This is a genomic window from Stenotrophomonas maltophilia (assembly GCF_900186865.1).
Taxonomy (GTDB): Bacteria; Pseudomonadota; Gammaproteobacteria; order Xanthomonadales; family Xanthomonadaceae; genus Stenotrophomonas; species Stenotrophomonas maltophilia.
Genome location: NZ_LT906480.1, coordinates 1,075,882 through 1,101,939, shown reverse-complemented (window position 1 = coordinate 1,101,939; position 26,058 = coordinate 1,075,882). Strand labels below are relative to the sequence as shown.

At 66.8% G+C, this 26,058-nt stretch carries 29 protein-coding genes and 1 tRNA gene; 11 read left to right on the top strand and 19 right to left on the bottom strand.

The window, feature by feature from the left end:
• Window position 1 precedes the first annotated feature (1 nt).
• From CKW06_RS05225 to CKW06_RS05200, 6 genes are all read left to right on the top strand, one after another.
• Entirely contained in the window at window positions 2–505 is a 504-nt protein-coding gene (locus tag CKW06_RS05225) for a phage major tail tube protein (RefSeq protein WP_005412457.1), read from the top strand.
• 80 nt (window positions 506–585) lie between these two features.
• A complete protein-coding gene (locus tag CKW06_RS05220; protein WP_005412456.1) occupies window positions 586–876 on the top strand; it encodes a phage tail assembly protein in 291 nt (96 codons plus the stop codon).
• A 120-nt stretch (window positions 877–996) separates the two neighbouring features.
• Window positions 997–3,444, top strand: coding sequence for a phage tail tape measure protein (locus tag CKW06_RS05215; protein ID WP_024956113.1), 2,448 nt, complete (start codon window positions 997–999; stop codon window positions 3,442–3,444).
• Between the two features lie 2 nt (window positions 3,445–3,446).
• Window positions 3,447–3,914 (top strand): phage tail protein, encoded by a 468-nt coding sequence (locus CKW06_RS05210; RefSeq protein WP_005408323.1) that lies wholly within the window; start codon window positions 3,447–3,449, stop codon window positions 3,912–3,914.
• On the top strand, window positions 3,898–4,113 hold the full coding sequence (locus CKW06_RS05205) for a tail protein X (protein ID WP_005408322.1): 216 nt from the start codon (window positions 3,898–3,900) through the stop codon (window positions 4,111–4,113). Before CKW06_RS05210 ends, CKW06_RS05205 begins: the two co-directional genes overlap by 17 nt.
• A complete protein-coding gene (locus tag CKW06_RS05200) occupies window positions 4,104–5,177 on the top strand; it encodes a phage late control D family protein (RefSeq protein ID WP_024956114.1) in 1,074 nt (357 codons plus the stop codon). Before CKW06_RS05205 ends, CKW06_RS05200 begins: the two co-directional genes overlap by 10 nt.
• A gap of 30 nt (window positions 5,178–5,207) precedes the next feature.
• Here CKW06_RS05200 and CKW06_RS23485 read toward each other — a convergent pair whose 3' ends face one another.
• From CKW06_RS23485 to CKW06_RS05125, 15 genes are all read right to left on the bottom strand, one after another.
• Window positions 5,208–5,588, bottom strand: coding sequence for a tautomerase family protein (locus tag CKW06_RS23485; protein WP_024956115.1), 381 nt, complete (start codon window positions 5,586–5,588; stop codon window positions 5,208–5,210).
• Window positions 5,589–5,821: 233 nt separating this feature from the next.
• Window positions 5,822–5,896: transfer RNA gene (locus CKW06_RS05190), tRNA-Val, on the bottom strand.
• Between the two features lie 111 nt (window positions 5,897–6,007).
• Window positions 6,008–6,361, bottom strand: a complete 354-nt coding sequence (locus CKW06_RS05185) for a PilZ domain-containing protein (RefSeq protein WP_005412452.1) — start codon at window positions 6,359–6,361, stop codon at window positions 6,008–6,010.
• Window positions 6,358–7,314 carry a DNA polymerase III subunit delta' gene (locus CKW06_RS05180; protein ID WP_024956116.1) on the bottom strand — a complete coding sequence of 319 codons (957 nt, stop codon included), beginning with the start codon at window positions 7,312–7,314 and terminating at the stop codon, window positions 6,358–6,360. Before CKW06_RS05180 ends, CKW06_RS05185 begins: the two co-directional genes overlap by 4 nt.
• On the bottom strand, window positions 7,311–7,976 hold the full coding sequence (gene tmk, locus CKW06_RS05175) for a dTMP kinase (RefSeq protein WP_005408317.1): 666 nt from the start codon (window positions 7,974–7,976) through the stop codon (window positions 7,311–7,313). Before tmk ends, CKW06_RS05180 begins: the two co-directional genes overlap by 4 nt.
• Window positions 7,973–9,034: an endolytic transglycosylase MltG gene (mltG, locus tag CKW06_RS05170; protein ID WP_024956117.1), complete on the bottom strand. Its 1,062-nt coding sequence runs from the start codon at window positions 9,032–9,034 to the stop codon at window positions 7,973–7,975. Before mltG ends, tmk begins: the two co-directional genes overlap by 4 nt.
• Before the next feature lie 198 nt (window positions 9,035–9,232).
• Window positions 9,233–10,597 (bottom strand): aminodeoxychorismate synthase component I, encoded by a 1,365-nt coding sequence (locus CKW06_RS05165; protein WP_024956118.1) that lies wholly within the window; start codon window positions 10,595–10,597, stop codon window positions 9,233–9,235.
• Between the two features lie 190 nt (window positions 10,598–10,787).
• Complete coding sequence (gene fabF, locus CKW06_RS05160; protein ID WP_005412446.1) at window positions 10,788–12,050, bottom strand: beta-ketoacyl-ACP synthase II; 1,263 nt, start codon at window positions 12,048–12,050, stop codon at window positions 10,788–10,790.
• Between the two features lie 143 nt (window positions 12,051–12,193).
• Window positions 12,194–12,433 carry an acyl carrier protein gene (acpP, locus tag CKW06_RS05155; protein ID WP_005408313.1) on the bottom strand — a complete coding sequence of 80 codons (240 nt, stop codon included), beginning with the start codon at window positions 12,431–12,433 and terminating at the stop codon, window positions 12,194–12,196.
• A 152-nt stretch (window positions 12,434–12,585) separates the two neighbouring features.
• Complete coding sequence (fabG, locus tag CKW06_RS05150; RefSeq protein WP_005408312.1) at window positions 12,586–13,329, bottom strand: 3-oxoacyl-ACP reductase FabG; 744 nt, start codon at window positions 13,327–13,329, stop codon at window positions 12,586–12,588.
• 82 nt (window positions 13,330–13,411) lie between these two features.
• Window positions 13,412–14,356 (bottom strand): ACP S-malonyltransferase, encoded by a 945-nt coding sequence (gene fabD / locus CKW06_RS05145; RefSeq protein ID WP_024956119.1) that lies wholly within the window; start codon window positions 14,354–14,356, stop codon window positions 13,412–13,414.
• A 239-nt stretch (window positions 14,357–14,595) separates the two neighbouring features.
• Window positions 14,596–15,378, bottom strand: a complete 783-nt coding sequence (locus CKW06_RS05140; protein ID WP_005408310.1) for a BUD32 family EKC/KEOPS complex subunit — start codon at window positions 15,376–15,378, stop codon at window positions 14,596–14,598.
• A gap of 78 nt (window positions 15,379–15,456) precedes the next feature.
• The gene (locus CKW06_RS05135; RefSeq protein ID WP_005408309.1) at window positions 15,457–16,434 is read right to left on the bottom strand and encodes a beta-ketoacyl-ACP synthase III; all 978 of its coding nucleotides are present in this window, start codon (window positions 16,432–16,434) and stop codon (window positions 15,457–15,459) included.
• 91 nt (window positions 16,435–16,525) lie between these two features.
• The gene (gene rpmF / locus CKW06_RS05130; protein ID WP_005408308.1) at window positions 16,526–16,720 is read right to left on the bottom strand and encodes a 50S ribosomal protein L32; all 195 of its coding nucleotides are present in this window, start codon (window positions 16,718–16,720) and stop codon (window positions 16,526–16,528) included.
• Between the two features lie 107 nt (window positions 16,721–16,827).
• Complete coding sequence (locus tag CKW06_RS05125; RefSeq protein WP_012479287.1) at window positions 16,828–17,337, bottom strand: YceD family protein; 510 nt, start codon at window positions 17,335–17,337, stop codon at window positions 16,828–16,830.
• 113 nt (window positions 17,338–17,450) lie between these two features.
• On the opposite strand from CKW06_RS05125, the gene CKW06_RS05120 reads away from it, so the two are divergent.
• Window positions 17,451–18,020, top strand: coding sequence for a Maf family protein (locus CKW06_RS05120; protein WP_024956120.1), 570 nt, complete (start codon window positions 17,451–17,453; stop codon window positions 18,018–18,020).
• A 247-nt stretch (window positions 18,021–18,267) separates the two neighbouring features.
• Here CKW06_RS05120 and CKW06_RS05115 read toward each other — a convergent pair whose 3' ends face one another.
• A complete protein-coding gene (locus tag CKW06_RS05115; RefSeq protein WP_024956121.1) occupies window positions 18,268–20,109 on the bottom strand; it encodes a glycosyltransferase family 39 protein in 1,842 nt (613 codons plus the stop codon).
• Between the two features lie 42 nt (window positions 20,110–20,151).
• Between CKW06_RS05115 and CKW06_RS05110 the strand changes: the two genes are divergently transcribed.
• The 4 genes from CKW06_RS05110 to CKW06_RS05095 are packed head-to-tail and all read left to right on the top strand — an operon-like array spanning window position 20,152 to window position 24,518.
• Entirely contained in the window at window positions 20,152–21,105 is a 954-nt protein-coding gene (locus CKW06_RS05110) for an AAA family ATPase (protein ID WP_024956122.1), read from the top strand.
• A gap of 2 nt (window positions 21,106–21,107) precedes the next feature.
• Window positions 21,108–22,052: a DUF58 domain-containing protein gene (locus CKW06_RS05105; protein WP_005408303.1), complete on the top strand. Its 945-nt coding sequence runs from the start codon at window positions 21,108–21,110 to the stop codon at window positions 22,050–22,052.
• Window positions 22,045–23,994 carry a transglutaminase TgpA family protein gene (locus tag CKW06_RS05100; protein WP_024956124.1) on the top strand — a complete coding sequence of 650 codons (1,950 nt, stop codon included), beginning with the start codon at window positions 22,045–22,047 and terminating at the stop codon, window positions 23,992–23,994. The genes CKW06_RS05105 and CKW06_RS05100 overlap by 8 nt, the downstream gene beginning before the upstream one ends.
• The gene (locus tag CKW06_RS05095; RefSeq protein ID WP_005408301.1) at window positions 23,991–24,518 is read left to right on the top strand and encodes a Slp family lipoprotein; all 528 of its coding nucleotides are present in this window, start codon (window positions 23,991–23,993) and stop codon (window positions 24,516–24,518) included. The genes CKW06_RS05100 and CKW06_RS05095 overlap by 4 nt, the downstream gene beginning before the upstream one ends.
• Before the next feature lie 77 nt (window positions 24,519–24,595).
• Here CKW06_RS05095 and CKW06_RS05090 read toward each other — a convergent pair whose 3' ends face one another.
• The 3 genes from CKW06_RS05090 to CKW06_RS05080 form a co-directional block, all read right to left on the bottom strand.
• On the bottom strand, window positions 24,596–24,955 hold the full coding sequence (locus tag CKW06_RS05090; RefSeq protein ID WP_005408300.1) for a histidine triad nucleotide-binding protein: 360 nt from the start codon (window positions 24,953–24,955) through the stop codon (window positions 24,596–24,598).
• 67 nt (window positions 24,956–25,022) lie between these two features.
• The gene (gene recR / locus CKW06_RS05085; protein WP_024956125.1) at window positions 25,023–25,622 is read right to left on the bottom strand and encodes a recombination mediator RecR; all 600 of its coding nucleotides are present in this window, start codon (window positions 25,620–25,622) and stop codon (window positions 25,023–25,025) included.
• 111 nt (window positions 25,623–25,733) lie between these two features.
• Window positions 25,734–26,054, bottom strand: coding sequence for a YbaB/EbfC family nucleoid-associated protein (locus CKW06_RS05080; RefSeq protein WP_005408298.1), 321 nt, complete (start codon window positions 26,052–26,054; stop codon window positions 25,734–25,736).
• Window positions 26,055–26,058: the final 4 nt, after the last annotated feature.

Below are 26,058 nucleotides of genomic sequence, written 5' to 3'. Positions count from 1 at the left end.
CATGGCGCGCAAGATCCGTAAAAACTTCAACTTCTACGTCGACGGCAAGGGTTATGCCGGCAGCGTGATGTCCTTCACCGCCCCCAAGCTGTCGCTGAAGACCGAGGACTTCCAAGCCGGCGGCATGCTCGCCCCGACCGAGATCGTGCTCGGCCATGAAAAGCTGACCGCCGATGTCGAGTTCGCCTCCGACGACGCGGAGATCATGAGCAAGTTCCACGTCATCGAAAGCAAGGAGTATGGCTTCACCGCCCGCGAAGCGCTGGAAGGCGACGACGGCGAAGTGACCCAGGTCGTGCACAACATGCGCGGCAAGGTGAAGCTGCTGGACCGTGGTGAAACCAAGGTCGGCGAGAAAGGCACGATCAAGGTCAGCCTGGCGCTGAGCTACTACAAGCTGACCCATGGCGCCCAGGTCGTGCAGGAGATCGACGTGGTCAACATGATCGCCCGCCAGGGTGGCGTCGACGTCCTGGCCGGCATCCGCGGCGCGCTGGGCATCTGAGCCCACGCCGCACCGAAGAACCCGGGGGCGCCTCGCGCCCCCGCATCCATCGCACCGCATCGCATTCCAGGAACGCCTTCATGTCCAGCAAGACCAAGACCCCCACCGACACCGTCATCGAGCGCGATGGCTTTGCCGAGATCACCCTCACCCGCCCGCGCCAGGTCAACGGCATGGAGACTGCCGTGCTGCGCATGCGCGAGCCGACCGTGGAAGACATGGAGCGCTACCAGGACGACAAGGGCAGCGACGCCCAGCGTGAGGTGCGGATGATCGCCAACCTGTGCGAGATCTCGCCGGACGACGTGCGCAAGATGCCGTTGCGCGACTACGCACGACTGCAGGCAGGCGTCGCGCTTTTTACCACCTGACCCTGCCACAGATCAGGCAGGGAGTGCTCGCCCTGGCCGGTCATACCGGCTGGGGCCTGCGCGAAATCATGACACTGCGGGTGTCGAAGTTCATCTGGTGGATTCAGGGATTGCCGGTACATGGCCAGTAACGTTCAAACGACAACGATCACGATCGGCGGTGAGGTGTCCAAGTCGCTGAAGGACGCATTGTCCTTCGCCAATGATGGCGTGAAGCGCCTCGGCGATGAAGCCGGCAAGCTGGAGCTCAAGCTCGCCGCGATGAAGAAGTCGGGCACCGCATACACCCGCATGCGCGCGCAGGCCGATGCGCTGCGCGCCTCACAGGAAGCGCTGGAGCGTGTCGAAGCCAAGCGCACCGCCAACCTGGGGAAGCGCGAGAAACTCGGCGCCTCGTTCAAGGCAGCGCGCGGCACACTCGGCACCGCCGTCACCGCACTGGCCCAGCCGGTCGAGAACGCCTCCGGCTTCGCCCGCCAGAACCAGCAGATCGGCGTGGCAGCCAACCTCAGCCGCGCGCAGGTGAGTGCGCTCGGCCAGGCGATCCTGCAGCAATCGCGTGCAACCAACCAGGGCGCCGACGATCTGCAGCGGTCGATCAAGCTGATGGTCGCGGCCGGCATGGACGCACAGTCGGCCCAGGCCAGCCTCGGTGCTGTCGGGCGGACCACCACCGTCACCGGTGCCAGCATCGATGATGTGGCCCAAGCTGCGGCCGCCCTGCAGCAGTCGTTCGATATCGATCCCTCGCGCATGCAGAACGCGCTGGACGTGCTGGTGGTGAACAGCCAGCAGGGCAGCCTGGGCCTGAAGGACATGGCCCAGGTGCTGCCGGTGCTGGGTTCCTCGTTCGAGGCGATGAAGCTGCAGGGCACATCGGCGGCGGCTACGCTGGGTGCGGCACTGGAAGCCACGCTGGACTCGGCAGGTGGCGCCGACAAGGCCGCCAGCAACATGAAGAGTTTCATGTCCGAGGTGCTCTCGCCGGACATTCAGGAGAAGGCCAAGAAGAGCCTGAACCTGGATCTGCGCAAGATCATCGGCGACGCACAGACCAGCGGCGGCAATCCCTTCGATGCTGCGATGCAGGGGATCATCCAGGCGACTGCGGGCGACCAGAAGAAGATCGGCACCCTGTTCAGCGATGCACAGGCGAAGAACTTCGTCCAGCGCATGATCGAGAACTGGGACACCTACATCCGTGTCCGCGACAAGGCCTTGAATGGATCGGCGGGTACCACCGATGCGGCCTATGCCGACGCGATGCAGACCGATCCGCAGAAGATCGAAGGCGCCAAGATCGCCGTGGACAACCTGTCCAAGGCGTTCGGTGCGGCGCTGCTGCCCGCGGTGGGCGAGGCCGCGGTCAAGCTGACCGAGCTGTTGAACGGGGTTACCTCGTTCGTGCAGGAAAACCCGAAGCTGATCGCCAACACCACGCAGATCGTGGTCGGCATGCTGGGCATGCGCGCGGCGGTACTCGGCGCTCGCTATGCCTGGACCTTCCTGCAGGGCCCGATCCTGGGCGTGCAGAAGGCCATCCAGCTGTTCCGTGGCGGCAGCCTGCTGGCACAGCTGGGGCGCTTTGGGCCGATGGCCATGCGCCTGGCATCGGGTTTCCGCATCGTCGCAACTGCCATTGGTGCCATCGGCGGTGGGCCCATCGCCGTTGCCGTCGCCGCCATCACCGCCGGCGCCCTGCTGGTGCGCAAGTACTGGGAACCGATCAAGGCATTCCTGGGCGGCGTCTGGGAAGGCCTGAGCGGTGCAGGCACCGCAGCGATGGGTGAACTGATGCGCGCGGTTGAACCACTGCGCCCCGCCTGGGAAGTCATGAGCGGGCTGATCGGCCAGGCCTGGGACTGGCTGTCGAAGATGCTGGAACCGGCGCAGTACACCGGCAATGAATTGTCACGCGTCGCCCAGATCGGCTCGCTGGTGGGTGAGACGCTGCTGACCAACTTCCGGCTGGTGATCCAGGTCATCGGCGGCGTGGTGGGGGCGGTGGTGTGGCTGGGCGAGATGCTCGGCACCGTCGCCGGCTTCATCAACGAAACCCTTGGCAACATCTGGGAGTCGATCAGCCAGAAGGCGACCGCAGCGTTCGACCGCATCCTGGAAAAGCTCAAGCCAGTCATCGAAGGCGTCGGCTGGTTCATGGACAAGCTTGGTGGTGGCGTAGGGGCTGCCAACGACAAAGCGCTGGAGGTCGCCGAGGGCGGGCTGCAGACCGCAGTGGGCGCCGCCAACATCTACAGCGGCATGAAGGCGCGCGGCGGTGGTGGCATCGGCGACATGGCGCGCGTGGCGTACGCGGTCGGCACCAACGACAACGATGGCCTGAACCGCCGCATGGCCGAGCTGAGCGGCGCGCAGGGACGCCGTGCGCCGGACATGCCTTCGCCCACCCCGCGCAGCGCCACCACGGTGCAGCAGCAGCAGACCAACCACATCACCATCCACCAGCAGCCAGGCGAATCCAGCGAAGCGGTGGCGCGCCGCACCGCCGACGAGCTGCAGCGTCGCAACGCGGTTGCCGCCCGTGGTGGCCTTGCAGACAGGAACTGAGCATGAAACGCGAATTCGTAACCGGCACTGTGGACAAGCTGCTGTCGCAGTTCAAAGCCAATGACTCCGGCAACGCCCCGGTCCTGCTGATGCTGGGCGGCTTCAAGTTCAGCCTCAACACCGCGGTCTTCCGGGAGATCCAGCAATCCAACGAGTATCGCTGGCAGGCGCAGGACCGCATCGGCCAGATGGCGGCCCTGCAGTACACCGGACCGGGCTCAGCCAGCATGACCCTGCCGGGCGTCATCTACTACCAGTTCCGCGGCGCCGGCAATGAGCTCTCACAGCTGCGCAAGCTGGCCGCGCAGGGCACGCCTCATCGACTGCTGACCGGCAAAGGCGGCAACCTGGGCCTGTGGGTCATCGAGAAGATCGATGCCACCGCCAGCGAGTTCACCGCCGACAGCGCGATCCTGAAACAGGAATTCACCCTTTCACTGCGGAAGCACAGCAATGGCACGAACGTATAGCACCCGCGACGGCGACGTCGTAGACCGTATCGCCTACGCGCATTATGGCGAGCAGTCACCGGCCATCCTGCGCGCGGTGTTCGATGCCAACCCGGGCCTGGCCGCACGCGGCCCGGTACTGCCTGCCGGCGTAGCGATCACCCTGCCGGAGGTGCAGCGCCCGGCCAGCGAGCGCAAGGGAGTCGCCCTGTGGGATTGAACATCACACCGGCCTTCCGCGTGGTGGCCAACAGCCAGGACATCACCAACAAGATCATGGCGCGCTTCAAGTCGCTGCGCATCACCGACGAGACCGGCAACACGTCAGACACGCTGGAACTGCAGCTGGCCGACCACGATCCGTCCGATCCGATCCAGCTGCCACCGGTTGGCGCGGAACTGGAGGCCTTCATCGGCTATGACGGCGAAGTGCGGCGCGTGGGCCTGTACATCTGCGACGAGGTGGAGATCTCCGGCTTTCCCGGCAGCATGACGCTGCGCGCCAGGGCGGCACCGTTCGAGACCAGCAAGGGGGGCAAGAGCGACCTGCAGACGCAGAAGACGCGCACCTGGAAGAAGGGCACCACGATCGGCGACATGGTGCGACGCATGGCCGGCGAGCATGGGCTGAAGGCAGCGGTGAACGCATCGCTGGCGTCCATCGTGCTTCCGCTGACGGTGCAGTCGCAGGAGTCGGACATGAACCTTCTGCTGCGCCTGGCCAAACAGCACGATGCCATCGCCAAGCCCGGAGGCGGGCGCCTGGTGTTCGTGAAGCGGGGCGAATCCACCAGCGCCAGCGGCGAGCGCATTCCCGATGTCACCCTCACCCCGGCCGATGGCAGCGACTATCGGGTAACCCTTGCCGCACGCGAAGATGCCGGTACCACCATTGCCTACTACCGCGACGTGCGCAGTGCCAAGCGCCAGGAAGTGAAGGTCGGCAGCGGTGAACCGATCATGCGCCTGCGCATGGCCTATGCCGACCGGGAGAGCGCAGAGGCGGCGGCGCGCGCCAAGCATCGCGAACAGGCACGGCAGACGCGGACGCTCAGCTACACCCTGCCCGGCCGCGAGACGCTGATGGCCGAGGCCACGGTGGTGATGCAGGGGTTCCGCGAGGGCGTGGATGGGCAGTGGCTGGTCAAGCGTGCCGAGCACAGCATCGGCAGCGAGGGCTATGTCACCCGCATCGAATGCGAACAACCCAACAGCGCCGACGCAGTAAAAGCGGCCAGCAATGCCCCGGCCAGCGAAGGCGAGCAGGTCGGCAGCGAGGTGTAGATTCACGCCATGCGTGGTGCTTTCCGCGCATCAACTCACGTACTGCGCCACGCCATTGCCGAACGACCAGTTCTCCTTCTTTACTTCAACAAGATTGATGAACACATCCTCGCGGCGGATGCCCACCGCCGCGTGCAGTCCATCGGCGATGCCGGCGTACAACGCCTTCTTCTGCTCCAGCGTACGCCCTTCGTTCCAGGTGATCTGGATGCAGATGAAATCGTCGGTGCGGTCCACGCCCAGATAGCCGGGGTCGTAGATCAGCGTGTCGGCGTCGTGCTGCTGGAAGATCTGGAAGCGGTCGTTCTCCGGCACGCCCACCGCGCGCATGGCCTGGTAGATGGCTTCGCCGACACGTTGCAGGTAGTCGGCGGATTTACCTTTGCGAAGATCGATGCGGGCGAGCGGCATGGTGGCACTCCAGGGAATGGGGGCACGGCACTGCCTCGAGAGTACGCCGGCCGTGAACCACGGAACAGCGCATGGATGGAATCCTGTGCCCGCATCGGTGAAGTGCGTCCCCCGAGCGCTTCGCGCGGTTGAGGGAGCCGGTGAGTCGCGCTGCCAACGATGCCGGAAAGCCGCGCTGATGGTCAGGCAACAAAAAAGCCCCCATTTCTGGAGGCTTCTTTCGTTCTGCAACATGGTGGGCGGTACAGGGATCGAACCTGTGACCCTTGCCGTGTGAAGGCAATGCTCTACCGCTGAGCTAACCGCCCGGTGTGTTGCTGAGCCGCTCATTATAGGGGCTTTTCAGAGGCCGTCAACACTTTTTCACATTCGTGTTCACGGGCGTTTCGAGGCATGCAGCCGCATGGCCCGGCGCTACCTCACATCGTGTGGGTCGGCTTGTCCGAGCCGGTAAGCCCGGCCAGCAGAGTCTCGATCTTGTGGCGCACGCCCTCGCCTTCGGCACCGTCGGCGAGCTGCACGCCAATGCCGGCGGTGCGGTTACCCTGCGCGCCGGCCGGGGTCACCCAGATCACCTTGCCGGCCACCGGCAGGCGCTCGCTGGAATCGGGCAGGGTCAGCAGCAGGAACACCTCGTCGCCCAGGAAGTAGCGCTTGGGCGTGGGCACGAAGATGCCGCCGTTCTTCACGAACGGCATGTACGCGCTGTACAGCGCGGCTTTGTCCTTCACGGCCAGGGACAGGATGCCCTGGCGGGCGTTGCTGGCACTCATCGATTTCCCCTTGCGGCAGGCCGCTCGTTCACCTTGTTCCAGGCCAGCAGCAACTCGACCACCGCAAGGTCTGCACGCACCGTGGTGCGCAGCAGGTCGCGGGTGCGGTTGGCCGCATCGAACCAGGCTGCAAGCTTGTGCAATCGCTCCGGCGTGGTCAAGGCATCGGTGCTGGCCTGGGCCAGCGCCAGGTCGGCGGCAAAGCGCAGGCGCAGCGCCGCGTTGTCGTCACCACACCACTTCTGCGCCAGCTCCACCGCGCCGGTCTTGCCGGCGGCCAGCTGTTCCAGATCTCGACCGACTTCGCGGCGCAGGCTCAGGCCGTCTTCGCGCAGCCAGTTGTCGGCCTGGCCGGGATGGCCGCGGGCGGCCTCCAGCGCTTCGCGCGCCGATGCTTCGCTGTGGCCCTGCTGCTGCAGCCAGGCCAGCGCTTCGTGCTGCGGCGGCAGCTTGAATTCCAGGCGTTGGCAACGGCTGCGGATGGTCTGCGGCAGGCGCGCCGGGTCGCTGCTGATCAGCCACAGGTAGCGGCCGGGCTGCGGCTCTTCCAGCGTCTTCAGCAGCGCGTTGGCGGCCGAGCGGTTGATCGCATCGGCCGGGTCCACGATCACCACCTGCGCCACGCCGTACTGCGGGGTCAGCGCCAGCTTGTCGGTGATCTCGCGCACCTGCTCGATGACGATCTCGGTACGCAGCTTGTCGCCGCTCTTGTTCGGAATGAAGCTGACCAGCTGCAGGTCCGGATGGGTACCCGCAGCGATCAGCTGGCGCGTGCGCGTGGCATGCGCGGCATCACCGCGGGCCAGCACGTGGTCGGCCAATGCCAGCGCCACCTCACGCTTGCCCAGCCCGGCCGGCCCGCAGATCAGCAGGCCATGGCCGAGGCGACCGGCATCGAGCGCGGCCACGGTCTGGTCGAACGCGCGCTGCTGCCAGGGCGAAAACGTGCTCATGCGCCCTCCCCGTCCTGCAGCCAGCGCTCGACACGCGCAACTACATCAGCGGCGACGCGCGCCTGTACCTGGCCGGCGTCGATCAACGCGAAGCGCTGCGGATCCTGCTGCGCACGGCTGCGGAACACTTCGCGCACGCGCTGGAAGAAATCATCCTGTTCGCTCTCGATGCGGTCCGGCCACAGGTCACGGCCATTGGCGCGTGCCCGGCCGACGGCCACGTCCACGTCCAGCAGCAGGGTCAGGCCCGGCAGCAGGCCCACCGCGCGGCGCTCCAGATCGGCAATCCACTGCGGATCGAGGCCACGGCCACCGCCCTGGTAGGCATAGCTGGAATCGGTGAAGCGATCACTCAGCACATAAGCGCCGCGCTGCAGCGCCGGCTGGATCACCTGGCGCACATGCTGCGCGCGCGCGGCGAACACCAGCAGCAGCTCGGCTTCGGCGCTGAGCGGTTCGGCGGCGATCTCGGCATCGGGTTTCAGCACCAGGCCACGGATGCGCTCGGCCAGCGGCGTACCGCCCGGCTCGCGGGTCAGTACCACCTCATGACCGTGGCTGCGCAGGCAGTCACGGATGGCATTGATGGCGGTGGTCTTGCCCGCGCCCTCGCCGCCTTCCAGGCTGACGAAACGCGGGTGGCGAAGCAGCGCGGGACTCATTGCGCCGGGGTCTCCTGGGTACGTTGCTGGCGCAGCTGCTGCAGGTAGCGGGCGACTGCGGCGTTGTGCTGGTCCAGGCTGGGCGAGAACACGTGCGCGCCGCTGCCATCGCCCACCGCGACGAAGTACAGCGCGTCGCCCGCAGCGGGTTGCGCGGCGGCCATCAGCGCGTCGCGGCTGGGCATCGCGATCGGGGTCGGGGTCAGGCCGGCACGGGTGTAGGTGTTGTACGGCGTATCGGTGGTCAGGTCGCGACGGCGGATGTTGCCGTCATACGCGGCACCGAGGCCGTAGATCACGGTCGGGTCGGTCTGCAGGCGCATGCCGATCTTCAGGCGGCGCATGAACACGCCGGCAATCTGCGGGCGTTCGCTGGCCAGCGCGGTTTCCTTCTCGATGATCGAGGCCATCGTCAGCAGTTCGTAGGGCGTGTTGATCGGCAGGTCCGGCGCGCGGCTTTCCCACGCTTCGTCCAGCGCCTTTTCCATTGCGGCATGGGCGCGCTTGAGCACGTCCAGATCGCTGTCGCCACGCTGGTAGACATAGGTCTCCGGCAGGAAGCGGCCTTCCGGATGCTGGCCACCGAAGCCGAGGCGCTGCATCAGCGCGGCATCATCAAGATTGTCGGTGGTGTGCAGCAGCGGCTCGGCGCGCTTGAGCGCAGCACGCAGCTGGCGGATATTCCAGCCCTCGACGATGGTGACGCGGTGCTGCAGCACCTTGCCGGCGCGCATGCGCAGCAGCAGCTCGCGCGGGGTCAGCTCGCCACTGAGCGCGTACTCGCCCACCTTCAGCTTGCCGGCGGCATCAAGCTGGCGCGCCAGCAGCTGCCACTGGGTGTCCTGGCCTTCATCCACACCTGCATCGCGCAGCTTGCGCAGCACGCTGTTCATGCCATCGCCGCTGGCGATGACCATGCTCTCGGCAGTCGGGGTGATCGGGGCATCGGCGAAACGCGTCTGCTGGTAGAAGAACCACGCGCCCACGCCGGCCACGACGGCTCCCAGCACCACCACCAGCGTTACCACGAACAGACACCCGCGCTTGGCTCCCGCCATGGACTACCTCTGAACTCGATTCCGTCGTGCAGGATACCGTGCCGGTGATGTGGGGTCATGACCAGAGCCACACACCCAGTGCCGACCAACGGTCGGCACCCACCGGAACAACGGCACCCGCCGGTACCGGTAGCGCCGGCCGCTGACCGGCAATCGCGTGGATCGTGGATGAATGAGGTTGCCGGCCAGCGGCCGGCACTACCCCTGCTGGCCCAGTGCGCGCAGCAGGCCGCGAGCCTTGGCGCGGGTCTCGTCCAGCTCCTTGTCCGGGTCCGAATCGACCACGATGCCGGCGCCGGTGCGGAAGCTGACCTCGTGGCCATCCACTTCAGCGGTGCGGATCAGGATGTTCAGGTCCAGGTCGCCATCGCGGTTCAGCCAGCCGAAGGCGCCGGTATAGGCACCGCGCGGCACCTGTTCCAGTTCGCTGATGATCTGCATGCAGCGCACCTTCGGGCAGCCGGTGATGGTGCCGCCCGGGAAGGTGGCGGCGATCACCTCGCCCGGCGTGACCTCCGGGCGCAGGTGGCCACTGACATTGCTGACGATGTGGTGCACATGGGCATAGCTCTCCACGGTCATCAGCTCATCCACCACCACGGTGCCCGGCAGGCAGATGCGGCCCAGGTCGTTGCGCTCCAGGTCGATCAGCATCACGTGCTCGGCACGCTCCTTGGGGTGGCCGACCAGTTCCTGGATACGCGCGGCGTCATCGTCGCCCTCGAAGCGCGGCCGCGTACCGGCGATCGGACGGGTCTGCGCATGGCCGGCATGCACCGACACCAGCCGCTCCGGCGAGGAACTGACCACGTGGCGGCCGTGCGCGCTGAACAGGCCGGCAAACGGCGCCGGGTTGGCACGACGCAGCTGTGCATACAGTGCCTGCGGGCTGACCGGCGCAGCGAACTGCGCGCTCCAGCGCCGCGACAGGTTCACCTGGAACACGTCGCCGGCACGCAGGTACTCGATCACCCGGCGCACGCCGTCGGTGAAGCGCTGCGGCGCGTCCTCGCCCACCGACTGCGGCGGCTGCCAGCCCTGCCCGGCGTCGGGCAACGCCGCCGAGGCCAGTGCCACCAGCGCATCCAGCAGTGCCTGCTCGCCGGCTTCGGCGATGACGAAGCTGGCATCGTTGTGATGGTCGTGCAGCACCGCTGCCGGGCAGCGCAGTGCCAGCGCGGCCGGACGGCCGTCCTCGCGTGCACGCGCCGGCAGCACCGGCTCGATCTGGCTGGCCACTTCATAGTCCAGCATCAGCGCCCAGCCGCCGCGGAACGGCAGGCTGTGGCTGCCGTCATGTGGCAGGCGTTCGGCCTGCCACGCGCGATCCAGCGCCTGCAGGAACGTGCCGGGCTGCACGGCGTCGTGCAGGTCACGCACCTGGCCGTCGGCGTCCAGCCGCAGGCCCTCGCCCTGCGCGGCCAGCAGCAGGCTCCAGCGGCCCTGGGCGGTGCCCGAGGCGGTGGACTCCATCAGCAGCGGGAAACGCGCCGGGTCGTGCTGTTGCAGAGCCAGCAGGTCGATCGGGTGCGGCAGCGGGTGGATCAGCGGTGCGTGGGTCATGATGGCCAGTTCAGGGGATCAGATGCACGGAAGCCGCCTTGCGGCGGCTCCGTGGTGCACGGCGTTGATCCGTTTGTCGGATTGCCGATGGGTAGAGTCGACTGTCAGTCGACTGCTTTCCCATCAACGATCACCGCGGCGGATCGAAGGGCAGTCGACTGACAGTCGACTCTACAACCTACCGCACCAGTCAGACGCGCTTGAAGATCAGCGTGCCGTTGGTGCCGCCGAAGCCGAAGCCATTGGACATCACCACATCCACCTTGGCCTGGCGTGCTTCGTTGGGCACGTAGTCCAGGTCGCAACCTTCGCCCGGCTGCTGCAGGTTGATGGTCGGCGGAATGACGTTGTCCTGCAGCGCCATCACCGAGAAGATCGCTTCCACGCCGCCGGCAGCGCCCAGCAGGTGGCCGGTCATCGACTTGGTGGAGCTGACCATCATCTTGTAGGCGTGGTCGCCGAAGGCGGTCTTCATCGCCATGGTCTCGCCCAGGTCGCCCAGCGGCGTGGAGGTGCCGTGCGCGTTGAGGTAACCCACCTGCTCCGGGGTCACGCCGGCGTCCTTCATGGCCATGACCATGCAGCGCGCGGCGCCTTCGCCGTTCTCGCTCGGTGCGGTCATGTGGTACGCGTCGGAGCTGGCGCCGAAGCCGGCCAGTTCGCAGTAGATCTTCGCGCCACGTGCCTTGGCGTGTTCGTACTCTTCCAGGATCAGGATGCCGGCGCCGTCGCCCAGCACGAAGCCGTCACGGTCCTTGTCCCACGGGCGCGAAGCCTGTTCCGGGGCGTCGTTGCGGGTGCTCATGGCCTTCATCGCGCAGAAGCCGCCCAGCGCGGTCGGCGACGAGCCACGCTCGGCACCGCCGACCACCATCACGTCAGCATCGCCGTACTGGATCATGCGCATCGCGGTACCGATCGAGTGGTTCGAGGTCGCGCACGCCGAGACCGCCGAGAACGACGGACCCTTCAGGCCGGTGATGATGCTCAGCTGGCCCGGCAGCATGTTGATGATGGTCTTGGGTACGTAGAAGGGCGAGATCTTCTTGCCCTCGTGGAACTCGATGGTCTGCTCTTCGATGCCGAGCAGGCCGCCGATGCCGGCGCCGACGATGGCGCCGATGCGCTCGGCATTGGCGTCGGTGATCTCCAGGCCCGAATCATGCAGGGCCATGAACGAGGCACCGAGGCCGTAATGGATGAACGGGTCCATCTTCTTGGCATCCTTGCCGCTGACCCGGAACTTGCCGAACAGTTCATTGTCGGCGGTAATGTCGAATCCCTTGACCTCACCTGCAATCTTGGTGGTGAACCGATCCACGTAGGCATCAGCAACGTTGGTCAGCGGACCGATGCCCGAACGACCGTGGGTGATGCCTTCCCAGCTGCTGGCCAGATCATTGCCCAACGGCGAGACGATACCCAGGCCGGTTACGACGACGCGACGCTTCATTGCTGTTTCTCCTGACCCGGATGATTTCTACGGGTAACTCGGTTTGCTTCGATGTGATGCCCAAACACACGGGGCCGCAACAGCGGCCCCATGGGGTGCGGTGCGCGGCAAGGAAATACCTGCACGCGCACTGCCGTCTGACATCAGGCCTTGACGTGGGCCTTGACGTAGTCGATGGCGGCCTGCACGGTGCTGATCTTCTCGGCTTCTTCGTCCGGGATCTCGCACTCGAATTCTTCTTCCAGGGCCATCACCAGCTCGACGGTGTCCAGCGAGTCAGCGCCCAGGTCATCGACGAACGATGCGCTGTTGGTGACTTCTTCTTCCTTGACGCCAAGCTGTTCGACGACGATTTTCTTGACGCGTTCTTCGATGGTGCTCATGGGATCTCGCTCCAGATGGAGTTGTGGTTCAAAAGTGGTCGCCATCAAAGGCGATGGCCGTGGGATAGTGTAGTGGAAACCGGCGCGGCCTTGCATCGCAGCAAAAACCTCAGCAGATCAACCACTTGCGGCGCAATCCCTGCGCCCCTTGCTTACGGCATGTACATGCCACCGTTCACATGGAGGGTTTCGCCGGTGATGTAACCGGCAGCCGGGCTGGCCAGGAAGGCCACCGCATGGGCGATGTCCTCCGGCGAACCCAGGCGTTCGAGGGCGATGTCGTTGATCAGCGCGGTGCGCGCTTCTTCCGGCAACGCCTTGGTCATGTCGGTGTCGATGAAGCCGGGAGCAACCACATTGACGGTGACACCGCGCGAACCGATTTCCTTGGCCAGCGACTTGCTGAAGCCGATGATGCCGGCCTTGGCGGCCGCGTAGTTGGCCTGGCCGGCATTGCCGGTCACGCCCACCACCGATGCGATGTTGATGATGCGGCCCTTGCGTGCCTTCATCATGCCGCGCATGACCGCCTTGCTGGTGCGGAACACGCTGGTCAGGTTGGTGTCGATGATCGACGCCCAGTCCTCGTCCTTCATGCGCATCAGCAGGTTGTCGCGGGTGATGCCGGCATTGTTGACCAGGATCGAGATCGGGCCGAACTCCTTGGCGATGCCGTCCAGCACGCTGTCCAGCGCGGCAGCGTCAGTCACGTTCAGTGCACGGCCGTGACCGCCGTGGGCGGCCAGGCGCTCGCCGATCGCGGCAGCACCGGATTCGGTGGTGGCGGTACCGATGACGGTGGCGCCCTGGGCGGCCAGCAGATCGGCGATGGCGGCACCAATGCCACGGCTGGCGCCGGTGACCAGTGCGATTTCACCCTGCAGGGGCTTGCTCATGATGTTTTCCTCAGGCTGGGGCGGCCGCCGTACCCGTACCGCGTGCAGCGGCCACCGGTACGGTCGGCAGGAACAGGGGGAGTCAGGCCGACCATGCCTCGCGGGCGGCTTCGAAGTCGCCCGGGGTGGCCAGTGAACGGCCGTCGATGGCCTTGTCGATGCGCTTGACCAGGCCGGTCAGCACCTTGCCCGGGCCGCACTCGGCAACCTGGGTGATGCCACGGGCGGCCAGCGCCTGCACGCAACCGGTCCACTGCACCGGCTGGTACAGCTGCTGGACCAGCGCGGTACGGATCGCGTCGATACCGTCATGCACCTGGGCATCCACGTTCTGCACCACCGGCAGCTGCGGCGCCTGCCAGGACAGGCCGGCCATCACTTCGGCGAGGCGGTTGGCGGCTTCGCGCATCAGCGGGGTGTGCGAGGGCACGCTCACGGCCAGCTTGACGGCCTTGCGCACGCCCTTCCCGGCCAGCAGCGCCAGCGCGCGGTCAACCGCATCTGCGTCGCCGCCGATCACGATCTGGCCCGGCGAATTGAAGTTGGCCGGCACCACCACCTGGCTGCCCGCGGCTTCGGCGCAGACGTCCAGCACCAGCTGGTCTTCAGCACCGAGCACGGCGGCCATGGCGCCGACACCGGCCGGTGCGGCTTCCTGCATCAGCTGGCCGCGCAGGCGCACCAGGTGCGCACCGTCATGCAGGCTCAGCGCGCCAGCGGCGACCAGGGCGGTGTACTCGCCCAGGCTGTGGCCGGCCAGCACCGACGGGCGCGGACCGCCCACGGCGTTCCAGGCGCGCCACACGCCGATGCTCGCGGCCAGCAGGGCCGGCTGGGTGTATTCGGTACGGTTGAGCATTTCCTCCGGGCCACCCTGGGACAGCGCCCACAGGTCGACGCCGGCACCATCGGATGCTTCGGTGAAGGCTTCACGCACCTGCGGGTGCAGTTCGGCCAGCTCGGCCACCATGCCCACAGACTGCGAGCCCTGGCCGGGGAAGACAAAAGCGAGGGTGGATACGGTCACGCGGTCATCCGCTTGTTGCAATCGAAGCGGGCCATGATAAGGGCGAATCCGCTGTGTCGTCTGTACGTGCGCGTATGCAGGCGTATGGAGCGCCGCCGCGGGACAACCCGGCATCCGGTGCGGTGCCCCGCCCAGGTAGAGTCGACTGTCAGTCGACTGCCCTTCGATCAGCCGCTGAAAACCCGCGCTGCGCGCGGAAGTCGACTGACAGTCGACTCTACCGCAGCGCGAACCTGCCATCAGCAGAACAGCTGCAGCACGTCCAGGTCGCCGTCGGCGAGGAAGTCCACGCACAGGCCCACCAGCATCAGTACGCCCGCCGTGCTGGCGCCATGGGCGATGAAGATCGAATGCGCCAGCGCGCGCGCTGAACGGCCCAGCTTCATGCAGACCCGGGCCAGGCTGCGCAGGCGGCCGCTGACCGCGTGCACGTGTTCGCGCACAGGCGCTTGGGCCTCGCCCATCGCCTCGGCCATCATCGCCTGCAGCTGCTCGGGGCGGTCGGCGTAGTACTTGGCCACGCCGTAACCGAACATCAGCCAGTCGCGGGCCTGCGCTTCGGACAGATCCATCACTTCCAGCGGATCTTCCTCGAAGTCGATGAAGCCCACCTTCTGCCCATCCCAGGTGAGGTTGCGCGGCAGCGGCTGGCCGAAATAGGCGCCGCGCGCATGCGCTTCGGCGATGGCCTGCATGGCCGCCATCACCAGCCGGTCGCGGCCGGCCTCATCGGCCTGGCGCAGGCAGGTATTGAACGAACTGCCGTTGTCACCGATCACCAGCGCGGCGTGGCCGCTGCCCAGCACGTCGGGCACGTTCACGCCCTGCGCCTGCAGTTCTCCCAGGCGACGGGCTTCGGTTTCTCGCGCGGCATCACCACCACGGTGCGGCGGTGGCCGCAGGGCGTCCAGATGGAAACGGCGGGCAACGAAATTGAGCAGGCCCAGGGCCACTGCGCGGCTTCCCTTGCCGTACTGCTTCAGCCAGGCGCGCTGCCCTTCGATGACGATGGGCTCAACCATGACGTGTACTCCTTTAAACGCGTTACGGCCCCAGAGGGGCCGTAACGACAAAACTTCACATTGTCGTAACTTGCACTATCAATAGCGCAGCAGGGCCGAACCCCACGTGAAGCCGCCGCCGAAGGCTTCCAGCAGCAGCAGCTGGCCGCGCTCGACGCGGCCCGAACGCACCGCGGCGTCCAGCGCCAGCGGCACCGAGCCGGACGAGGTGTTGCCGTGCTTGTCGACAGTCACCACCACCTGGTCCATCGACATGTCCAGGCGCTTGGCGGTGGCTTCGATGATGCGCAGGTTGGCCTGGTGCGGAATCAGCCAATCCAGGTCGGACTTGTCCAGGCCATTGGCAGCCAGGGTCTCGTCCACGACCGAGTCCAGCGCCTTGACGGCGTACTTGAACACGTCGTTGCCCTTCATGTTGATGGTGCCACCACCGTTGGCGCCGTCCTTGAAGCCGGTCGAGACGCCCACCGGGTTCCACAGCAGCTCCTTCTTGCTGCCGTCGGCATGCAGGTGGGTACTGAGGATGCCGGTTTCTTCGTCGGCCTTGAGCACGACGGCGCCGGCGCCATCGCCGAACAGCACGCAGGTGGTGCGATCGTTCCAGTCGACCATGCGGGTCAGCGTTTCGGTGCCGATCACCAGCACGTGCCTGCAGTCGCCGGAACGGATGAACTTGTCGGCCACGCCCAGCGCGAACACGAAGCCCGAGCAGGCGGCGTTGACGTCAAAGGCAGGGCACCCCGCAACACCGAGCTTGGCCTGGATCAGGCACGCGGTGGAGGGGAAAATGAGGTCAGGCGTGGTCGTACCGACCACGATCATGTCGAGCTGCGAAGCGTCGATACCGGCCGCTTCAAGTGCGCGCAACGCGGCCTGGTAGCCGAGGTCGCTGGTGGTTTCGCCTTCGGCCGCGATGTGCCGTTCACGAATTCCGGTGCGCGACTGGATCCACTCATCCGAGGTTTCGACCATTTTTTCCAGGTCGGCGTTGGTCAGGACTTTTTCCGGCAAATAGCTACCGGTGCCCGCGATCCTCGAATAGATCCGCTTGCTCATCATGTTTCCTGTTGCGCGGGCCGCCGATCACCGGCACGCCCGGGAAAGAAGGCAAAGGCCGCTGCCCGGGGGCAGCGGCCTTCCCGGCACATCAATCTTCTTCGACGGCCGAGGTCTTGGTCTGGATGACCTTCTTGCCGCGGTAGAAACCGTCGGCAGTGATGTGGTGACGCAGGTGCACTTCGCCGGTGGTCGGGTCGGTCGACAGCTGCTTGGCGCTCAGGGCGTCATGCGAACGGCGCTGGCCGCGGCGGGACGGGGTAACACGGGATTTCTGCACAGCCATGGGATTGCTCCAAACTCGGTTCGTTTTGCTTCGTCGTATCGTCGCGCAGGACGCCAGCGCCCAGCACACTTTCGCTTTCGCCGCAGCCGCCGACGACAATCCGGCTGCTATTGTTTCTTCAATGCCGCCAATGCCGCGAACGGATTGGCCTTCTTTGTTTCTTCTTCGCTCGGCGCCCAGTCCTTGTCGACTGCTTCACCGTCGGGCGACAGCGGAACCACCGGCACCGCCAGCACCAACTCGTCTTCGACCAGGTCCAGCGGACGCAGCTGGCCGTCTTCCGGCACCAGCAACGCCTCGTACTCCTCCGGCAGGGACGATTCCTCGTCCTCGTCGCGGATCAGGCCAAGCCTCTGGGTCACCTTCACCGGCAACAGGAATCGCTGCATGCTGCGCTGACAGGTCAGCGGCAACGCGGTGTCGATGGTCAGTTCCACATAGGATACCCGCAGGACTTCGTCGCGACCGAATTCAAGCGAGTAGGAACACTCGCCGTCGGTATCTGCGACCAGCCCCTGCAGGCGGGTCAATTCAGCCAGGGAGACCTGGCCGTCGAAGCGCCTTCGCGCTACGACCATCCGCCAAGCATCCAGCGATTCGGGCACGTTCGCGGACATAAGCCGCTGAATACTAAGGATCGGGGGGGCTGCTGTCAAATGCCCGCCATACAGCACTTGCTGCTGGCGCTGCGCACAGGCCAGACTGCCGCACCCTGCCCCGGTATTCTCGCATGTCACTGGTCCTGGCCTCCACCTCCCGCTACCGCCGCGAGTTGCTGCAGCGGCTGGGCCTGCCCTTCGACTGCGCGCGCCCGGAGGTGGATGAAACCCCGTTGAACGGTGAGACGCCGCTGGCCCTTGCAACGCGCCTTGCCACGGCCAAGGCAACCGAAGTCGCCGCCCGCCACCCCGGCGCCTGGGTGATCGGCTCGGACCAGGTGGCGGACCTGAACGGGCGGCCGCTGGGCAAACCGGGCACGGCCGGGGCGGCCTGCGCGCAGCTGGCGGCGATGTCCGGGCAGACAGTACGCTTCCATACCGCCATCAGTCTCACGCGAGACGGAGAATCATTCAGTGCCGTGGATCTGACCGAGGTCCGTTTCCGCGCGCTGGGCCATGAGGAGATCGCACGCTACGTGGCCACCGAACGGCCGCTGGACTGCGCCGGCAGCTTCAAGTGCGAGGGCCTGGGCATCAGCCTGTTCGAAGCGATCGACAACCGCGACCCGACCGCGCTGATCGGCCTGCCGCTGATCGCGCTGTGCGGGTTGCTGCGCCAGGCAGGGTTCGCGGTGCCCTGAAGGCGACACACTGACTGCCGGCACCGATCGCGGAAACAGGCCGGACATGGGCCGGGTAGGACCTGAGCCGGGTAGCGTCGACTGTCAGTCGACCATCGCGCGCAGCGCGGGGTTTTGCCGGCGGCTGGAAGAGCAGTCGACTAACAGTCGACTCTACCAACGTGGAGCCCCCGACCAACCTGGAGCACCCGACCAACCTGGAGCACGCAACCAACCTGGCGCGCGACCACCTGGACCGCGCTCCGCCTCAGCGCCCGCGAACCTCGAACGGCTGCTCCTGCCATTCCTCCACGCTGCCATCGCGACCGTGCAGGCGCAGGCCCAGCCAATGCCGTCCCCGCGCCAGCGTGTTCGTGTCCAATGAAGCATCGAAGCCCACCGCCGGATGCTGCGGATCGGTGCTGTCCGGCCAGGTCTGGCGCACGTCGAATGCGCGGCCATAGCGCGCATCCCCCATCGAGCGGCCATCGACCAGCACCTCAACCCGTGCCAGGCCGACACCATCCTTGAACGCCCATCCCTTGATCGCCAGCGTGCCAGACACCTTTTCGCCGTTGGAAGGCGTATCCAGCCACGCCATTGCCGGAGTCACGCACGCCCCGGGCGCGCGCTGCGCCGGCAGCCGGAACAGCAGGAAACGCTGGAAGCCATGGTCACTGCTGACCACCCGCGGCGCCGGCAACGGCCCCACCTGTCCGCAGATGGCGTGATAGCGCGCCAGCAGATCGCGGTAACGCTGGTCGCTGGGTGAAAGCACCAGCAGCATCGGCGTCGAGCGCTTGCCCTCATGCAGCAGTTCCCACTGCGCCAGCTGCGCGGTGCGCCCATGCTTGTCGTTGAGCGGATGCGGCAGCACTTCGATATCGCCATTGCCGAGCTGGAAGCCCAGCTCGGCGCCAACCTTGAAGTTCCCCGCCAGCACCCGCGTGCCCGCCGGCATCTGCTGCAACTCTTCGCGCACCGCCATCGCCAACGGCTGCCAGCCAGCGAAATTGCGCGGGTAGTACTTGCTGCCTGCCAGCTGCTCGCGCAACGCAGGCGTGGAGGCCATCAGGTAGTAGCCGAACGCCAGCACCATGCCTGCGCCCGCCAGCCACCAGCCGGTGCGCCGCAGCCAGCGTGGCCAGCCGTTGAGCACCACCGGCACCGCCACCAGCAGGGCCAGGTAGCCCGGCAGCGGCCAATGGAAACTGATCCGCTCGACGTCGGTGAAGAAGCCCAGCAGGAAGATGCCCAGCGTGGATACGCCCCCGACCAGGCCGAAGTAGCGCCACTGCACGCGCGTGCCGCCGCCCCTGCGGGTACCGGCCAGCGCCACCTTCCACATCGCCATGCACAGGATCGGGGTGACCAGCATGGGCTGGATCACCAGGAACCACAGCCCGTTCCATTCGAACGTCCAGGGATGGCGCTCGACCACCTGGAACTTCAGGCCGGCGTCGTGGTTGTCCGCGTTCCATGCCAGCAACGGCAGCCACGCCAGCACGCCCACCGCCAGCGCGACCCATACGCGCGGATCGGCCAGCATGCGCCGCCCCTGCGGCAGCGCCAGCAACGCGATGAAGCCAACGCCGATGACACCGATGAAACGGTAGTGACTGAGCGCACCGATCGACAGGCCCAGCGCAAGCTTCATCGCCGACGATGCATCAACGTTGTGCAGCAGCCGCGCACCGGCGTGCAGGCAGATCACCGCGGCCAGTGCCATGGGCACATCCGGCACCGCCAGCAGGCCCAGCGTCGCCGACAACGGCATCAACAGCGTGAGGCTGCCCGCTTGCCAACCGGCCACATTGCCGAACCAGCGCGTGGCCGTGCGCACCACCAGCAACGGCAGCAGCGCGCCGATGGCCAGGAACGGCAGGCGCAACGCGAGCACATGGTGGCCACCGATCTCCACACCCAGGCGCGCCAACCACGCGGTCAGTCCGGGAAGGTCCGAATACGCAGCGGCCAGATGCTGGCCTTCCTGCCAATAGAACGCCTCGTCAACAAACAGTGGCAGCCGCGCAGCCACTACCAGCTTGGCCGCTGTGACCAGCGTCCATAACCAGAGAAATATTGTCCGCGCGCGCTGTTCGCCCTGCATTGCTCTATGGATAATCGAATGGATTCCAGACCTGAGACGATCATGCCAGCCTCGTCCCCCAATCCCAGCATGCTAACCGATCAACTGCGCCAGGCCCTGCGGGAGGCACAGGATCAGGTAAACGCACTGGTGCTGGGCAAGGTGCCGGAAGTCAGGCTGGCTTTCGTCGCCCTGCTTTCCGGTGGCCATCTGCTGATCGAGGATCTGCCCGGCCTGGGCAAGACCACGCTGGCGCATGCGTTGGCCAGCAGCCTGGGCCTCAGTTTCCAGCGCGTGCAGTTCACCTCCGACCTGCTGCCCGCCGATGTACTGGGCGTTTCGGTATACGAGGCCGGCAGCCGCCAGTTCCAGTTCCACCCGGGGCCGGTGTTCACCCACGTGCTGCTGGCCGATGAGATCAACCGTGCGCCGCCGCGCACGCAGAGCGCGCTGCTGGAGGCGATGGCCGAACAGCAGGTCACCCTGGATGGGCAGACCCATCCCCTGCCCGATCCGTTCTTCGTGATCGCCACGCAGAACCCGGTGGACCTGTCCGGTACCTTCCCGCTGCCGGATTCGCAGCTGGATCGTTTCCTGCTGCGCCTGGCGATGGGCTACCCCAGTGCGCAGGCCGAACGCGAACTGCTGCGTGGTACAGACCGCCGCGACCTGATCGCACGTGCCGTACCGAAGCTGGATGACACCCAGGTACGCGCGCTGCGTGAAGCCGTCAGCCGGGTCCATGCCAGCGATGCGCTGGTCGACTACGTGCAGGCCCTGCTGACCCGCAGCCGCCAGCACGCCGGCGTGCGCGTGGGCCTGTCACCGCGTGCCGGCCTTGCGCTGCTGCGCGCGGCCAGGGCGCATGCACTTCTGCTGGGCCGCGGCCACGTGGTGCCCGAGGACGTGCAGACCCTGTTCGTGGCGGTGGCCGGTCATCGCCTCGTGGCCGAAGCCGAGTCCAGCTCGGGGCCGGCACTGGCACGGGCCATCCTGCAGACCGTTGCGGTGGATTGAGGGTGGCCACGCGCTGGGCACGACTGCAACTGCTGGCACGCCCGCGCAGGCCTGAAGCACTGCCGCAGCGCCTGGACCGCCACCGCATCTACGTACTGCCCACCCGCTTCGGCCTGTTCGTCGCCGCGCTGCTGGCGGCAATGCTGCTGGGCGCACTGAACTACAACAACAACCCGGCGTTGCTGCTGGCCCTGCTGCTGGCGGCAGCGGCGATCGCCAGCGCCATCGCCGCGCACCTGCAGCTGTCCGGCGTACAGATCGACGCGATCTCCGCCGAGCCGGTTCCTGCCGGGCAACCACTGCGCCTGCGCGTGGACCTGTCACTGCGTGATCCGCGCGCACGCCACGGCCTGCACCTGCAGCTGGGTGACAGCGAAGCCTGGACCTCGCTGCCTGCACACGGCCGCGGTGAAGTGGAGCTGCACGTTCCCAGCGAACGCCGCGGCTGGCTGGAGCTCCCGCGCATCCGCCTCTCCACCACCCAGCCACTGGGCCTGGTGCGGGCATGGTCGTGGGTGTGGCCGGAACAACCGCTGCTGGTCTATCCGCAACCCGAGGCGCTGGCCCCTGCACTGCCGGAAAGCGGCAACGATCCGCTGCACACGCGCGCCCATGCCAGTGGCGAGGAACTGCATCAGCTACGGCCCTATCGTGCGGGCGATGCGCCACGCAGCATTTCGTGGAAGCACTCGGCACGCCGCGACAGCCTGCTGGTGCGCGAGTACGAAAAGCCGGTTGGCATCGAAGTCATCCTCGATTGGCGCACGCTGTCCCCGCTGGGCCATGAAGCACGCATCGCGCGTTTGGCGCGATGGGTCGACATGGCCGAGCGCGAAGGCCGCCGCTACACCCTGCTGCTGCCTGCACACCCGCCGTTCGGGCCAGGCCAGGGCGCCGGCCACCACCACCTGTGCCTGCGTGCACTGGCATTGATGCCGCATGACTGAGACCACGCCCGCGCTCGACCGCAATGCCCGCAACTGGACCCTGGCCAGCGCGGCGTTGGCGCTGTTGCCGTTGCTGCTGCAGTTGCCGCCCCTGCTGGCGGGCGTGATCGCGGCCGCAGCGCTCGTGACTGCGGTCCTGTCGTGGCGGAAGGTGCTGCCCATGCCGGTGCGCCTGCTGCTGGTGCTGGCCATGCTCGGTGCCATCGCCTGGCAGATGGGGATGGTCCGACCCGGGCGCGATACCGGTTGCGCCCTGCTGGCAGCGATGCTGGCGATCAAGTCCAGCGAACTGCGCAGCCGGCGCGATGCCCGCAGCCTGCTCGGGTTCGCGCTGTTTTCCCCGTTTGCGGCGTTCCTGCTCGACCAAGGACCACTGACCACGGTGTTGGCCGCACTGGCGGGGATCAGCGCGCTGCTCGCCCTGCAACGGCTGGCCGGGGATGAAGGCCACGCCGCGCCGCTGCCCTTGCGAGGGCAGCTGCGCGGCGTTGGCCGCCTGCTGGCGATCGGCCTGCCGCTGGCATTGGCCTGCTTCTGGCTGTTCCCGCGCCTGGCCACGCCACTGTGGGGTGTTCCCGAGCGCGCCGTGGGTACGCCGGGGTTGTCCGACAGCATGGAGCCCGGCCAGTGGCTGGACCTGATGGCCGACGATGCCCCGGCGCTGCGCGTGCAGTTCTTCGGCGCGGTACCCGAGCCGATGCAACGCTACTGGCGAGGACCGGTACTGACCGCCTTCGATGGCCGGCGCTGGACACGTGACCGCGCCAGCGAGCGACGGTCGGCGGCCGTGGTCGAGGCCGGCACGCAGGGCTGGGACTACCAGATCGACTACGAACCCACCGACCGTCGCCAGCTGGTGGCACTGGACCTGCCCAGCCGCGCGCCTGCAGGCAGCACGCTGGATGCGGACATGAGCCTGAGCAGCGAGCGGTCACTGGCGTCGCTGAGCCGCTGGCGGTTGCATTCGGCGCCACCACAACGCTTCGACAGCACGCTGTCACCCTATCTGCGACGGGCCGCGCTGCAGTTGCCCAGTGGCTTCAACCCGCGCACCGCCACGTTGGCGCAGCAATGGCGGCAGCAGGCTGGCAGCGATGACGAGGCTATCGTGCGCCGCGCGCTGCAGTGGATCACCACCGACTTCTCGTACACGCTGGACACCCCTGCGGCAGGGCGCGACCCGATCGACGAGTTCCTGTTCGGCTACAAGGCCGGCTTCTGTGAACACTTCAGCTCGGCCTTCGTGGTGTTGATGCGCAACGCCGGCGTCCCGGCACGGGTGGTGACCGGCTTTGCCGGCGGCACCTACAACCGCCTTGGCGACTACTGGATCGTGCGGCGGATGGACGCCCATGCCTGGGCCGAGGTATGGCTGCCGCAGCGCGGCTGGGTACGGGTTGACCCAACCGCAGCCGTGGCACCGGAACGCATCCTGGACACACTGGACGACCGCCTGCAGGCCGGTACGGACACGCCACTGCAGCAACGCTGGCAGCAGCTGGAGCAGATGGGCGACTGGCTGCGCCGCGGCTGGAACGACCTGGTGCTGTCATTCGATGCACGCCGCCAGCAGCAACTGCTCACGCCGTTCGGGCTGGATGATCTGGGCCCCACGCAACTTGTCGCTGGCTTCGTGGTGGCAACGATGCTGGCCTTGGCGTGGATGGCCTGGCTGCTGGCCCGTGGCGAGCGCGAACGCGACCCGCTGCTGCGCGCCTGGCACCGGCTCGGACGGCGCTACGCCCGCCTCGGCCTGGCCCGTGAACCGCACGAAACCGCACAGGACTGGGCCCAGCGGGTGCACCGGCAGCGCCCTGACCCGGCCCTGCTCGCACTCAGCCAGCGTTTCGCCGACGCGCGTTACGCTGGAACTTGCACCGACCTCGCTTCATTATTGCGGGACCTGCGCAGGCATCGCCCGACTTCCGGAGCCTCCCCATGAACACCAAGTTCCTTCTCACCGCTGTGGCCACGCTGGCCCTGTCGGCCTGCGCCACGGCCCCCAAGCCGCTGCAGGGACAGTTCAGCCTGGTCTCCCCGCGCGACTCGGTCGCTACCCAGCAGGTCGGCACGCCGGTCCGTTGGGGCGGTCGCATCATCGAAACCAAGCCCGGCCAGGGCGAGACCTGCTTCCAGATCATCTCGCGCCCGCTCAATGGCAGTGGCCGTCCGAACACCACCTCGTCCGACGCCAGCGACGGCCGCTTCATCGCCTGCCGTGCCGGCTTCTACGACCCGGCCGTGTTCGAAGCCGGTCGTGACGTGACTTTCATCGGCAAGATCGACGGCTACCAGAACACCCGCATCGGCGAGTACGACTACCGCCTGCCCAAGCTGTCGGCCGATGTGATCTACCTGTGGCCGGAACAGCGCCAGGTCGACGTGGTGCCCTACCCCTATGGCCCGTGGGGCCCGGGCCCGTATGGTCCGTACTGGGGCGGCTATGGTCGCTGGGGCTGGTGGTGATCGTCACCGCACAGGCATGACGGAAAAGGCCGCCCTCGGGCGGCCTTTTTCATCCGCGCATGGCGTGGACAGGGGCTTCAACGCCCAGGCGCACCGAAATGCCCCAGCGGCGCACCGGCCAGCAGGTGCATGTGGATATGGAACACGGTCTGCCCGGCATGCTCGCGGCAGTTCATCACGATGCGGTAGCCGTCCTGTGCGAAGCCCTCGCGGCGCGCGTACTCGGCGGCAGCCAGCGCCAGCTTGCCGATCAGGTGCGCCTGCGACGGCTGCAGGTCATCCAGGGTCGGAATGATCTCGTTCTTCGGAATGAACAGCACGTGCACCGGTGCCTGCGGTGCGATGTCCTTGAAGCCCAGCACCTCGTCATCCTCGTAGACGATGGTGGCCGGGATCTCGCGACGGATGATCTTGCTGAAGAGGGTTTCGTTGCTCATGGTCGGCCTCGGCGGGGATGTCATCCGCATTGTAGGCCGGCCGCGCCGGGGGATGCCCGGCCGGCATTCAATCGCGGAATTCGCTGCGCGTTCCGAACGCGTGCGAGAGCGTGCCGCGATCGACGTATTCGAGTTCACCGCCAAGTGGCAGGCCCTGCGCCAAACGGCTCGGCTGCACCTTGCGTGCGCGCGCCAGCTGCGCCAGGTAGTGCGCGGTGGCCTCGCCCTCGACAGTGGCGCTGGTGGCGATGATCAGCTCCTGCACCTCGCCTTCGGCCAACCGTCGCTCCAATTGCTCCAGGCCCAGCTCGCGCGGGCCGATGCCATCGAGCGGCGACAGCCGCCCCTGCAGCACGAAGTAGACACCGCGGAAGCCGGTGGCGTTCTCGATGGCCAGGCGGTCGGCCGGCGATTCGACCACGCACAGCTGGCTGCGCTCGCGGCTGCCGTTGGCACAGGTCGGGCACAGCTCGGTTTCGCTGAAATCGCGGCACTGCAGGCAGTGGCCGATTCGCTCCACCGCCAATGCCAGTGTCTCGGCCAGACGCTGGCCACCTTCGCGCTCGCGCTCGAGCAGGTGATAGGCCATGCGCTGCGCAGTCTTCTGGCCGACACCAGGCAGCACCCGCAACGCGTCGATCAATTGTTCAAGCAGGGGTGCGGACACGGCGGCATGCTTTCATGGCGTCGAGCACGCTCGACAGCTGTCTGTAGAGTCGAGCCATGCTCGACCGAGGGTTGGAGCGGGCACCCGCAGCGGCAGGCGCCCCTTGGGAAATCAGAACGGCAGCTTCATGCCCGGCGGCAGCTGCATGCCGGCGGTGGCCGACCCCATCTTCGACTTCGACTCGGCATCGATCTTGTTCGAGGCATCATTGAAGGCGGCGGCGATCAGGTCTTCCAGCATCTCCGGGTCGCTGGTCAGCGACGGATCGATGCGCACCTTGCGGCATTCCTTGGCACCGGTCAGGGTCACGCTGACCATGCCGCCGCCGGCGCTGCCGGTCACTTCGATCTTGGCGATTTCTTCCTGGGCCTTCTGCAGGTTTTCCTGCATCTTCTGGGCCTGCTGCATCAGTTGGGCGATGTTTCCGCGCATGGTG